This window comes from Bacillus sp. FSL M8-0350, assembly GCF_038593345.1.
GTDB classification, from domain to species: Bacteria; Bacillota; Bacilli; order Bacillales; family Bacillaceae; genus Bacillus; species Bacillus safensis.
The window spans coordinates 3,467,760-3,480,423 of record NZ_CP151985.1 but is presented as its reverse complement, the minus strand read 5'-3'; the positions used below and the strand labels follow the sequence as shown (position 1 = coordinate 3,480,423).

Here is a 12,664-nt window from a genome sequence, read left to right as displayed (position 1 = left end):
GAGTCAAGATGGATGTTTTGCTTACGGATCAACAGCGTCTCTGGAGAGAACAGACAGCAGAATTTGCACGCCAGCGTATATTCCCTGAAGTAGAAGCCATGGAACAAGGCCGGTTTCCAAACACCCTTTTAAGTGAAATGGGGCGGCAAGGCTATCTAGGGATTCCAATACCAGCTTCGTATCAAGGCTTAGGAGCAGATTTTACAACGTATATCATCGCAATCCATGAATTGTCGAAAGTGAGTGCGACCATCGGTGTCATTGTGTCCGTTCATACATCTGTTGTGACGATGCCTATTTTGACTTTTGGAACGAAGGAACAAAAAGAAACTTATGTGCCGCCGCTTGCATCCGGGAAGAAGCTGGGCGCCTTTTGTCTGACTGAACCAAAGGCTGGATCAGATGCCTCCAGTATTCAGTTAAGAGCAGAGCGGATGGGCGGCGATTATGTATTAAATGGGACGAAAATCTTTATCACAAGCGGCGGAGAAGCAGAACTGTATCTTGTCTTTGCGGTGACCGATCCGGCTTCTGCGAGAAAAAATATATCGGCGTTCATTGTCGAGAAAGATACGCCGGGATTTACGATTGGAAAAGATGAGAAAAAGATGGGACTGCACGGTTCAAAAACAGTCACGCTTCATTTTGATGGCGTGCGGATTCCAAAAGATCAGCTGCTCGGTGCAGAAGGAGAGGGCTTTCAAATTGCCATGTCCAGCTTAAATGCAGGGAGAATCGGAATTGCGGCTCAAAGCCTTGGCATTGCAGAAGCCGCATTAACCGAGGCAGTGGTCTATTTAAAGCAGCATCCAGCAGGTCTTGAAACAACCATTCGGCTGGGCGATTTGGCGGCGAAGCTTGAGGCGGCAAAACTGCTCGTCTATCAAGCGGCTTCTTTCAAAGAGGCAAATCGACCGGTCACAAAGGAAGCATCAATGGCAAAGCTATTTGCGTCAAAAACGGCGGTGGAGATCAGTACAGAAGCGATCCATTTGCTAGGCATGGATGGTTATACGAATCGCTATCAAGCAGAACGTTACTTTCGTGATGCGAAAATTTGTGAAATCTATGAAGGAACAAGTGAAATTCAAAGGCTGGTCATCTGTAAACAGCTAATATGAAACGAGGTGGCTCACGATGAAGTTCCAATTAAGTGATGAACATGAAATGATTCAAAAAATGGTGAGAGACTTTGCGAAAAATGAAGTGGAGCCAACAGCAGCAGAACGAGACGAAACAGAGACATATGATCCATCTATTTTCCGCAAAATGGCGGAGCTCGGTTTAACGGGTATTCCTTGGCCGGAAGACGTGGGCGGAATTGGCAGTGACTATTTAGCCTACGTCATAGCAGTTGAGGAGCTTTCAAGAGTGTGCGCCTCTACAGGCGTCATCCTGTCCGCTCATACATCTCTTGCTTCATGGCCAATCTATACATTCGGAACAAAGGAACAAAAAGAGAAATACTTAAAGCCGCTTGCAAAAGGGCAGAAGATAGGAGCATACGCGCTCACCGAGAGCGGTTCTGGTTCAGATGCCGGCGGAATGAAGACAACGGCCGTAAAGGCAGGCAGTGAATACGTCCTGAACGGGGCGAAAATTTTTATTACAAATGGAGGCATTGCAGATTATTATATTGTGTTTGCCGTCACAGACCAAGAAGCTTCGTCTCGAAATACAACTGCTTTTATTGTAGAAAAAGAGACACCTGGTTTTTCTGTTGGCAAAAAGGAAAGCAAACTGGGCATACGTTCATCGCCAACAACTGAAATTCGATTTGAAGACTGCCGAATTCATGAAAGGAACCGGCTCGGTCTAGAAGGAGAAGGGTTCAAAATAGCCATGATGACACTCGATGGCGGCAGAAACGGCATTGCTGCACAGGCGGTTGGGATTGCGCAAGGTGCTCTTGATGCGGCGGTTGATTATGCCAAGGAGCGTAAACAATTTGGCAAACCAATCATTCAGCAGCAAGGGATCGCCTTTAAACTGGCTGATATGGCCACAGCGATTGAAGCATCAAGGCTGCTTACTTACCAGGCGGCATGGCTCGAAACGAAAGGCCTTCCGTATGGGAAGGAATCAGCCATGTCCAAGCTCTTTGCTGGTGATACAGCGATGAAGGTGACGACAGAGGCGGTTCAAATCTTCGGCGGGTACGGCTACACAAAGGATTACCCAGTCGAACGATACATGCGTGATGCGAAAATCACTCAAATTTATGAAGGAACTCAGGAAATCCAGCGCCTGGTCATCTCAAGGAAACTGCTAGATATGTAGAAAACAAGCATAGACCGCCTGAACGTGAGGCGGTCTGTTTTCGTTCGTCATGCAGTTTTCAAACGTAAGCGTATTGTTAATGTTCATCCATATCATCATGTTATGTTAAAATTAGGGAAAATATCAATATGGAGGTTATGATGATGAACTCAACATTTATGGGCATTTTGGCAATCGTCACGATGGTGATTTGGATCATGGTGTCCGCGGAGCTTTCGAAATCTCCAAAAAAGCAGGAAGAAAAAGAAAACAGCCGGAGAAAACTAATCGTACTCATGTCTGCTGGAATGTTATTCACGATTCCTGTCGTTGTCTCACTCATTCAGAACATCCCATTTTAAAACAGACGAGAAAAAACTGAACGACAAAAAGCATGCTGTACCCACTCTAGGTGCTCCCCGTGAGAAAAATCAAAAATTAACATCAATAAAGGTGGCATAAACTCCCCTAATTTGTTTATAATGAGAGGTATGGTTTGTCGTAAGAATAAGGTATAAATACTTATTATTTCACTGATAAATGGATACATACATGTAATAGAAAGGGAGTGTCTGACCTTGAGTTTGAAAGAATACTCACAGGAACAGCTCAAACAAATGTCTTTAGTTGAACTTGCTTATGAAATTTTCAGAGACAGCAAAACACCAATTACGTTTTCCGAGTTAATAGATGAAATTATCCGTTTGCAAGGAATACAAAAATCCGATCTTGATGATCGACTTGCTCAATTTTATACAGACTTAAATATAGATGGCCGCTTTATTTCGTTAGGTGATCAGAGATGGGGACTTCGCAGCTGGTATCCAGTTGATCAAATCGAAGAAGAAGTTCAGCCAGCTGTGAAAACAAAAGCGAAAAAGAAAAAATCAAAAGCAGCTGTCGTTGAAGACGACTTCGATGAGATCGAAGAGGAAGAAGAAATCGACGAGCTTGAAGAAGACCTTGACCTTGTTGAAGACGACGATGATCTCGACCTAGACGATGATGAAGAAATTGAAGAAGATCTTGAAGACTTCGACGAAGATGACGATGAAGATGATGACGGCTTAACGGAGATTGATGAAGACGATTTAGACGATGATGAGGAAGACAAATAACCCTCTCAAACCGGTCTTCAAAACAGGACAAAACCGTCTTGACTTTCGAGAGCGAACTATGTAGTATGTATTTTGGGCTCTCTAAAAAAGAGTACGTAAAGATACGTTCATTTACGCTCCCTTTCATTTATTTGAAAGGGAGCTTTCTTATTTTTCAAGAGATTTAGGGATACACTCTAAAAAGGATGAAGCTGTGCATGTCTAGACATGCAAGGGTAAAAAAGAGAGGAGCATACGAAATGACAAAGTATATTTTTGTAACAGGAGGAGTTGTTTCCTCACTTGGAAAAGGAATCACGGCTGCATCGTTAGGCCGCCTTCTGAAAAATAGAGGGATGGATGTCACCATTCAAAAATTCGATCCATACATCAACGTAGACCCAGGGACAATGAGTCCATACCAGCACGGTGAAGTTTTTGTCACAGATGATGGTGCTGAAACAGACCTTGACTTAGGTCACTACGAGCGTTTCATTGATATTAACTTAAATAAGTACAGCAACGTCACAACTGGTAAAATCTACTCTACTGTTCTGAAGAAAGAGCGCCGCGGTGACTACTTAGGTGGAACAGTACAGGTCATTCCCCACATTACAAATGAAATCAAAGACCGTGTGTACCGTGCCGGAAAAGAAACGGGTGCAGATGTGGTCATTACAGAAATCGGCGGAACAGTAGGAGATATCGAATCCCTTCCATTCCTTGAAGCCATTCGTCAAATGAAGAGTGACATCGGCCGTGAAAACGTAATGTACATTCATTGTACCCTTGTTCCTTACATCCGTGCAGCAGGTGAATTGAAAACAAAACCAACACAGCATAGTGTGAAAGAACTTCGCAGTCTTGGTATTCAGCCAAATGTCATTGTTGTCAGAACGGAAATGCCATTGGCACAAGATATGAAGGACAAAATTGCGCTATTTTGTGATATTGATACAAAAGCTGTTATCGAATGTCAGGATGCAGACACGCTATACTCCATTCCGCTTGATTTACAAAAACAAGGGCTGGACAAGCTAGTATGTGAACATATGAAACTTGACTGCCAAGATGCGGACATGACGGAGTGGACAGCGCTTGTTGATAAAGTGCAAAACCTTTCGAAACAAGTCACAATTGGTCTTGTAGGGAAGTATGTTGAGCTGCAAGATGCTTATATTTCTGTCGTTGAATCACTTCGTCATGCTGGTTATGCGTTTGATGCAGATGTTCAAATTAAATGGATCAATGCAGAAGAAGTGACAGCAGAGAATATCGCTGATTTCGTACAAGATGTGGACGGCATTATTGTTCCTGGAGGCTTCGGAGACCGCGGAGTAGAAGGGAAAATCATTGCTACACAATATGCCCGTGAAAACAAAGTGCCATTCTTCGGAATCTGCTTAGGAATGCAAGTGGCATCTATCGAATACGCGAGAAACGTATTAGGCCTTGAGGGAGCTCATTCAGCGGAAATTGATCCTGAAACAGCATTCCCAATCATTGACCTTCTTCCAGAACAGAAGGATGTAGATGATCTAGGCGGAACACTTCGTCTCGGTCTATACCCTTGTAAATTAAATGAAGACTCAAAAGCATTTGCTGCATACAATGACGAAGTGGTCTACGAACGCCACCGCCATCGCTACGAGTTTAATAACGAATACAGACAGCAAATGGAAGCAGCAGGCTTTGTCTTCTCTGGTACAAGCCCAGATGGACGTCTTGTTGAAATTATCGAGCTGAAGGATCACCCTTGGTTCCTTGCTTCTCAGTTCCACCCAGAATTCGTTTCAAGACCGACAAGACCACAGCCATTATTTAGAGATTTCGTTGGTGCTTCACTTCAAGCATCTGAATCAAAATAAAACAAAAAACTGCCGGGAATATCACTTCTCGGCAGTTTTTTTATTCATATTCCTCGACGATTTCCTTCACAGTAAACGATAGAGCGTGGTAGACGTATAAGCAGGTCATTAAAGCAGGATAACCAAACCTTGTCCCATCTTCAGCGGGCACAAGCGGTTTCTTGAGCTGGAAATCAATGTGGACATCACAATGCTCTTCAATCGTAGACGGCTCCTTTTGTGCCGGCCCTACACCAACAACGGGCGTACCTTGTTCGTGCAGTTCATTTGCAAGAGATTGAATTTCTTGATCTTCTGGGTCTGAATAAAATAGCAGTACCCTGTCACTTGGATGAAGTAAGCTGCGCTCCTTTTGATCGAGCGGCAGCACCTTCGCACCGGGAAACGGCTCCTTGCTTTCAGATGCCTCTAGGGCGACAGCAGCCAGTTCATTCTTTCCGTGAAAATAAACGGCATGTCCACTGACAACAGCCTGTGCAAGAAGGCGTGCACCGTCCTCAATCGCTTCAGTCTGTTTTTCTCCAATACGTGAAAAAATACCTGATAACTGGGTCGTAAAAATTTTTAACAAGACTCATTTCCTCCTTCGGTCAGATCATTTTATAATAGAATATAAAGAGAATATTAGGAAAAATGCTCAGAAAATGTCGTAAAGTAAACTATTATAATTAAAGGAAATGTGAAAATCAAACAGAATTATTTAACAACAGCTCTTTTTATGGCGAAAAATGAAAGCAATGGGGTGTAACAGATGAATGAGAAAATTTTAATTGTCGATGATCAGTACGGTATTAGAATATTATTGAATGAAGTGTTTCATAAAGAAGGCTATCAAACCTTCCAAGCTGCCAATGGACTACAGGCATTAGATATTGTGAAAAACCATAGACCGAACCTTGTCCTGCTTGATATGAAAATCCCCGGAATGGATGGTATCGAAATTTTAAAACGGATGAAATTAATTGATGAAGACATCCGTGTCATTATTATGACAGCCTATGGCGAATTAGATATGATCCAAGAATCCAAAGAACTCGGTGCATTGACGCACTTCGCTAAACCTTTTGATATTGATGAAATCCGAGATGCTGTCAAAGAATACCTGCCGCTTGAAACAAATGGCTAGATGGAAATGATTGAATCGAGTCATTCTGTTGCCGATTTGTCGAATAATTGGTATCCTAGAAAGGAAGAAGAAAGCGATCTGACTTTGAAAGTTTACATATGGCGAGAAATTCTGGTCATGCTAGGGTGGAGAGCTTTTTTTAGCAAGCAAATTAGCTACATAGGGAGGATTTTTCATCATGCCTTTAGTTTCAATGACAGAAATGTTGAAAGACGCAAAGGAAAAAGGTTACGCTGTTGGACAGTTTAACTTAAATAACTTAGAATTCACGCAAGCGATTTTACAAGCTGCTGAAGAAGAGAAATCTCCTGTTATCTTAGGAGTATCTGAAGGAGCAGGACGCTACATGGGCGGCTTCAAAACAGTTGTCGCAATGGTTAAAGCGTTAATCGAAGAATATAATGTAACAGTTCCTGTTGCGATTCATTTAGATCACGGTTCAAGCTTTGAATCTTGTGCAAAAGCGATTCATGCAGGATTTACTTCTGTCATGATCGATGCTTCTCACCACCCATTCGATGAGAATGTGGAAACAACTGCGAAAGTCGTTGAACTTGCACATTTCCATGGTGTGTCTGTAGAAGCTGAACTTGGAACTGTTGGTGGGCAAGAAGATGACGTCATCGCTGAAGGCGTTATTTATGCTGATCCAAAAGAGTGCCAAGAGCTTGTAGAACGCACTGGTATTGACTGCCTTGCACCTGCATTAGGTTCAGTACATGGTCCGTACAAAGGTGAACCAAACCTTGGTTTCGCTGAAATGGAAGAAATCGGTAAAACAACTGGTCTTCCACTTGTTCTTCACGGCGGAACAGGTATCCCAACTGCTGACATCAAGCGTGCAATTTCACTTGGTACAGCAAAAATCAATGTAAACACTGAAAACCAAATTGCTTCTGCGAAAGCAGTACGCGAAACACTTGCTGCAAAAACAGAAGAGTATGATCCACGTAAATATCTTGGACCAGCTCGTGACGCAATTAAAGCGACTGTTATCGGCAAAATGCGCGAATTTGGTTCTTCTAACCAAGCATAATTTGATGAGAACCGAAAGCCGCCTGAGTCACAGGCGGTTTTCTCCATATCTTGAGAAAGCGCAATCAAATTTACATTTCAGACAATTTATTGATAGGAGAGTGGCACAGTTATGTTATTTTTCGTAGATACAGCGAATATTGAGGACATCAAAGAGGCGCACGAGCTTGGCATTTTAGCAGGCGTCACAACAAACCCTAGTTTAGTAGCGAAAGAAAAGGACGTATCATTCCACGACCGCCTTCGCGAAATCACTGACGTGGTATCAGGTTCTGTCAGTGCAGAAGTGATTTCCCTAAAAGCAGAGGAAATGATTGAAGAAGGAAAAGAGCTTGCTGCCATCGCACCAAATATTACGGTCAAAATTCCAATGACTACAGATGGCCTTAAAGCTGTCAAAGCATTAACAGACCTTGGAATTAAAACAAACGTCACATTGATTTTTAGTGCAAATCAGGCACTTCTTGCAGCTAGAGCTGGTGCGACGTATGTCTCTCCATTCCTTGGCCGCTTAGATGACATTGGCCAAAATGGTCTTGATCTCATCAGTGAAGTGAAAACTATTTTTGATGTTCATGGATTAGATACACAAATCATTGCTGCATCTATTCGTCATCCGCAGCATGTGACAGAAGCTGCGCTTAGAGGTGCTCATATCGGCACAATGCCGCTGAAAGTCATCAAGCAGCTGACGAAACATCCATTAACGGATGCAGGCATTGAGCAATTTTTAGCAGACTGGAATAAATAAATGATTGTGGCAGGCGGGATCGTCTCTCGTTTGCCATAGTTTTCCTTATAAACGCTAAGAAATGTTTTGTGCAAAGAAGAGAACATCACAGCCTCGCAAAGCTTCGATTATTTTTCTTCCGACAAATTTCGTTTAACCTGTATTCTTTCTCTTGATATTGGCTAAATTTTGGACAAGACCTTTTAAAGCGCGACATCCACAAACAGTATAACTCCAACAGTGATCTTCTTTAAGAAGGGAGACAAATATGGAAAAGTTAAACATTGCCGGCGGTGATCCCTTGCGCGGGACCGTACATATTAGTGGTGCGAAAAATAGTGCTGTAGCACTGATTCCTGCCACGATTCTCGCTGATTCTCCAGTAACCATTGAAGGCCTTCCGCATATATCAGATATCGACACATTACGGGATCTGTTAGAAGAAATTGGCGGAAAGGTCACTTTTGAAAAAGGTGAAATGGTTGTTAATCCTGTTTCCATGATTAGTATGCCGCTTCCTAATGGAAAAGTGAAGAAACTGCGTGCATCCTATTATTTAATGGGCGCCATGCTGGGCAGATTTAAGCAGGCTGTCATCGGACTGCCAGGAGGATGCCACTTAGGACCTAGGCCGATCGATCAGCATATCAAAGGCTTTGAAGCACTTGGAGCCGAGGTGACAAACGAGCAGGGTGCAATTTATTTGCGTGCTGAAAAATTAGTCGGAGCCCGGATTTATCTTGATGTTGTCAGTGTAGGTGCGACGATCAACATCATGCTGGCAGCCGTACTGGCTGAAGGAAAAACCGTGATTGAAAATGCTGCAAAGGAACCCGAAATTATTGATGTAGCGACACTGCTTGCAAGCATGGGAGCTAAAATCAAAGGTGCGGGTACCGATGTCATTCGAATCGAAGGTGTAGAATCTCTTCATGGCTGTAAGCATTCAATCATCCCTGACCGCATCGAAGCAGGAACATTTTTAATAGCTGGTGCAGCGATGGGGGATGAAGTTGTACTTGATAATGTGATCCCAACTCATTTAGAATCAATTACGGCGAAACTTAGAGAAATGGGGTTCACCATTGAAACGAGCAACGATCAGATGCTGATCGTTGGCAGAAACGAAGGGCTCAAGCCTGTCGATATCAAAACCCTTGTGTATCCGGGCTTTCCAACTGACCTTCAGCAGCCGATGACGGCACTGTTAACAAAAGCGAAAGGCACGAGTGTGGTCACAGATACGATCTACTCAGCACGCTTTAAGCACATTGACGAATTGCGTCGAATGGGTGCAAACATGAAGGTCGAAGGAAGATCTGCTATTATTACCGGACAAACGCAGCTCCAAGGAGCAAAGGTCAAAGCAAGTGATCTGCGTGCAGGCGCTTGTCTTGTTGTCGCAGGGTTAATGGCAGACGGTGTGACCGAAATCACAGGGCTTGAACATATAGACAGAGGATATAGTTTGCTTGAGAAGAAGCTTGAAGGCTTGGGTGCAACCATCTGGCGTGAAAAGCTGAATGACCAAGAAATAGAAGAACTTCAAAATTCATAAGGCTTTGACTGTGAGAGGAGATTTGGACAAAAATGGAAAGAAGTTTATCGATGGAACTAGTACGGGTGACAGAAGCAGCTGCATTAAAATCTGCCCGTTGGATGGGAAGAGGATTAAAAGACGAAGCGGATGATGCTGCAACAAGTGCAATGCGTGATGTATTTGACACCATTCCGATGAAGGGAACAGTGGTCATTGGCGAAGGAGAAATGGACGAAGCACCAATGCTTTATATTGGGGAAAAGCTTGGGAACGGATATGGACCTCGCGTGGATGTCGCTGTTGATCCATTAGAAGGAACAAACATTGTGGCAAGCGGCGGCTGGAATGCCTTAGCTGTCATTGCTGTTGCAGATCATGGCAACCTGCTGAATGCACCTGATATGTACATGGATAAGATCGCAGTAGGTCCAGAAGCGGTAGGCTGCATCGATATTGAAGCGCCTGTCATTGATAATCTTCGCGCTGTTGCAAAAGCAAAAAACAAAGATATTGAAGATGTGGTTGCAACGATTTTAAACAGAGATCGACATGAGAAAATTATTGCTGAACTGAGAGAAGCAGGAGCAAGAATTAAACTGATCGACGATGGTGACGTTGCAGGAGCCATTAATACAGCATTTGATCACACAGGTGTTGATATTCTATTTGGTTCAGGCGGAGCGCCTGAGGGTGTCCTTTCTGCTGTTGCATTAAAGGCACTTGGTGGTGAAATTCATGGTAAGCTTCTTCCTCAAAGTGAAGAAGAACTAAGACGCTGTGAGAAAATGGGGCTGGATGTTGGGAAAGTCCTCAGAATGGAAGATCTCGTAAAAGGAGATGACGCCATTTTTGCAGCGACAGGTGTAACGGACGGAGAATTACTTAAAGGTGTTCAATTCAAAGGCTCTGTTGGAACAACACATAGTGTTGTCATGCGTGCGAAATCAGGTACGGTTCGTTTCGTAGACGGCAGACACAGCTTAAAGAAAAAACCGAATCTTGTCATTCGTCCGTAATCTGAAAGCGGGTATTCATTACCCGCTTTTCATATAGGTGTCAAATGTATATCATTTTCTTTTAAAAGTTGAATATTCTCTGCAAATGAGGTAAAACTAAAGAGTGCTGCGAAATTTTCTGCGAATTTACTTCTTTTAAGCTTCAACAAGTTTAAATACTGCCGCATCATGACGATATACTCATTATCCTTCTCTATGTTGACAAAGCTCTATTTCACATTGTTCCTATCTTTCACGATAAAACGAGTGGGAGCGTTACCATCAGAGCGAGGTCATTCCAACAACAACGGAATTAAAAGCTAATCAAATACAATGGTCATGCATTTGTAAAGAAATACATTGACTAGAAAAGTGTGGTGTCCATATTGAAAGATGTATCGATTTCATCTTTGGAAAATATGAAATTAAAAGAGCTGTATGAGTTAGCAAAACGATACAAAATCTCTTATTACAGCAAACTAACAAAAAAAGAATTAATTTTTGCCATCTTAAAGGCGAACGCTGAGCAAGAGGATCTCTTATTTATGGAAGGGGTTCTTGAAATTATTCAGTCTGAGGGATTTGGTTTCTTAAGACCGATTAACTACTCCCCAAGTTCTGAAGACATTTATATTTCAGCTTCACAAATCAGACGCTTTGATTTACGAAATGGAGATAAAGTGTCTGGAAAGGTACGACCTCCAAAAGAGAATGAACGCTACTATGGCCTCCTTCATGTAGAAGCGGTAAATGGGGACGACCCAGAATCAGCAAAGGAACGTGTTCACTTTCCTGCACTCACACCGCTATTTCCTGACCGTCAAATGATTCTTGAAACACAGCCTAATCACCTGTCTACTAGAATTATGGACATGATGGCGCCAGTTGGATTTGGACAGCGTGGTTTAATCGTTGCACCGCCTAAGGCTGGGAAAACCATTTTGCTTAAAGAAATTGCCAACAGCATTTCTGAAAATCACCCAGAGGCAGAGCTGATTGTCCTTTTGATTGACGAACGCCCAGAAGAAGTAACAGATATCGAACGTTCTGTTGCAGGGGATGTTGTTAGTTCAACCTTTGACGAAGTACCGGAAAACCACATTAAAGTAGCAGAGCTTGTTTTAGAGCGTGCGATGCGTCTTGTTGAACATAAGAAAGATGTCATCATCTTAATGGACAGCATCACAAGGCTTGCTCGTGCATACAACCTTGTGATTCCGCCAAGCGGCCGAACGCTTTCAGGCGGTATTGATCCTGCGGCTTTCCATCGTCCAAAACGCTTCTTTGGTGCTGCGCGTAACATTGAAGAAGGCGGAAGCTTGACGATTTTAGCCACTGCTCTTGTTGATACAGGATCACGTATGGATGACGTGATTTATGAAGAGTTTAAAGGAACTGGGAACATGGAGCTTCATTTGGACCGTTCTTTGGCCGAAAGAAGAATTTTCCCTGCGATCGACATTCGCCGTTCTGGTACGAGAAAAGAAGAACTGCTTGTGCCAAAAGAGCATCTTGATCGTTTATGGGCGATGAGAAAATCGATGTCAGATACACCTGACTTCGCTGAGAAGTTCATGCGCAAAATGAGAAAAACAAAGACAAACCAAGAATTTTTCGATATTTTAACGCAAGAATGGAAACAAGCCAATATGTCTGCATCAAGAAGATAGCTTCCCTGAAAAAATACATTTGCAATCATAGACTCACACTGTTATAATTTTATCATGTGCGTTTCAGAATTTATTTCTGAGATATTAACTCTGTTTCCGAATTGGATTCAGGGCGGAAGGAGATGACAGTAGATGAAAACAGGAATTCATCCTAACTACAAAAAAGCTACAGTCAAATGCGCTTGTGGAAATGAGTTTGAAACTGGATCAGTAAAAGAAGAGGTACGCATCGAGATTTGCTCTGAGTGCCATCCTTTCTATACAGGCCGTCAAAAATTCGCTTCTGCTGATGGACGTGTTGACCGCTTTAACAAAAAATACGGTCTTAAGTAATAATAGATACA

General features: G+C 42.9%; 13 protein-coding genes. 12 read left to right on the top strand and 1 reads right to left on the bottom strand.

All coding sequences use genetic code 11. From position 1 onward, the window contains the following. Positions 1-8: 8 nt before the first annotated feature. From NSS80_RS18140 to pyrG, 5 genes are all read left to right on the top strand, one after another. Positions 9-1,121 carry an acyl-CoA dehydrogenase family protein gene (locus NSS80_RS18140; protein WP_111926866.1) on the top strand — a complete coding sequence of 371 codons (1,113 nt, stop codon included), beginning with the start codon at positions 9-11 and terminating at the stop codon, positions 1,119-1,121. 16 nt (positions 1,122-1,137) lie between these two features. Beyond that, positions 1,138-2,280, top strand: coding sequence for an acyl-CoA dehydrogenase (locus tag NSS80_RS18135; protein ID WP_342498371.1), 1,143 nt, complete (start codon positions 1,138-1,140; stop codon positions 2,278-2,280). Positions 2,281-2,423: 143 nt separating this feature from the next. Beyond that, positions 2,424-2,621, top strand: coding sequence for a hypothetical protein (locus tag NSS80_RS18130; RefSeq protein ID WP_034281233.1), 198 nt, complete (start codon positions 2,424-2,426; stop codon positions 2,619-2,621). 216 nt (positions 2,622-2,837) lie between these two features. Further along, positions 2,838-3,377: a DNA-directed RNA polymerase subunit delta gene (gene rpoE / locus NSS80_RS18125; protein ID WP_034281231.1), complete on the top strand. Its 540-nt coding sequence runs from the start codon at positions 2,838-2,840 to the stop codon at positions 3,375-3,377. A 239-nt stretch (positions 3,378-3,616) separates the two neighbouring features. Next, positions 3,617-5,224: a CTP synthase (glutamine hydrolyzing) gene (gene pyrG, locus NSS80_RS18120; protein ID WP_034281230.1), complete on the top strand. Its 1,608-nt coding sequence runs from the start codon at positions 3,617-3,619 to the stop codon at positions 5,222-5,224. A 40-nt stretch (positions 5,225-5,264) separates the two neighbouring features. On the opposite strand, the gene NSS80_RS18115 is transcribed toward pyrG, so the two are convergent. Next, a complete protein-coding gene (locus NSS80_RS18115; RefSeq protein ID WP_342498370.1) occupies positions 5,265-5,795 on the bottom strand; it encodes a DUF2529 domain-containing protein in 531 nt (176 codons plus the stop codon). Between the two features lie 180 nt (positions 5,796-5,975). Between NSS80_RS18115 and NSS80_RS18110 the strand changes: the two genes are divergently transcribed. The 7 genes from NSS80_RS18110 to rpmE all read left to right on the top strand — a co-directional run bounded on the left by NSS80_RS18110 (position 5,976) and on the right by rpmE (position 12,653). After that, positions 5,976-6,350 carry a response regulator gene (locus NSS80_RS18110; RefSeq protein ID WP_003214681.1) on the top strand — a complete coding sequence of 125 codons (375 nt, stop codon included), beginning with the start codon at positions 5,976-5,978 and terminating at the stop codon, positions 6,348-6,350. Between the two features lie 178 nt (positions 6,351-6,528). Then, a complete protein-coding gene (locus NSS80_RS18105) occupies positions 6,529-7,386 on the top strand; it encodes a class II fructose-bisphosphate aldolase (protein WP_024423748.1) in 858 nt (285 codons plus the stop codon). Positions 7,387-7,497: 111 nt separating this feature from the next. Further along, positions 7,498-8,136 (top strand): fructose-6-phosphate aldolase, encoded by a 639-nt coding sequence (fsa, locus tag NSS80_RS18100; protein WP_024426351.1) that lies wholly within the window; start codon positions 7,498-7,500, stop codon positions 8,134-8,136. 247 nt (positions 8,137-8,383) lie between these two features. Continuing rightward, a complete protein-coding gene (locus NSS80_RS18095; RefSeq protein WP_024423746.1) occupies positions 8,384-9,673 on the top strand; it encodes a UDP-N-acetylglucosamine 1-carboxyvinyltransferase in 1,290 nt (429 codons plus the stop codon). A gap of 32 nt (positions 9,674-9,705) precedes the next feature. Further along, positions 9,706-10,671 (top strand): class II fructose-bisphosphatase, encoded by a 966-nt coding sequence (gene glpX, locus NSS80_RS18090; RefSeq protein WP_012011567.1) that lies wholly within the window; start codon positions 9,706-9,708, stop codon positions 10,669-10,671. A 365-nt stretch (positions 10,672-11,036) separates the two neighbouring features. Then, positions 11,037-12,320 carry a transcription termination factor Rho gene (gene rho, locus NSS80_RS18085; RefSeq protein WP_008354975.1) on the top strand — a complete coding sequence of 428 codons (1,284 nt, stop codon included), beginning with the start codon at positions 11,037-11,039 and terminating at the stop codon, positions 12,318-12,320. Positions 12,321-12,452: 132 nt separating this feature from the next. Next, a complete protein-coding gene (gene rpmE, locus NSS80_RS18080) occupies positions 12,453-12,653 on the top strand; it encodes a 50S ribosomal protein L31 (protein ID WP_003215407.1) in 201 nt (66 codons plus the stop codon). Positions 12,654-12,664: the final 11 nt, after the last annotated feature.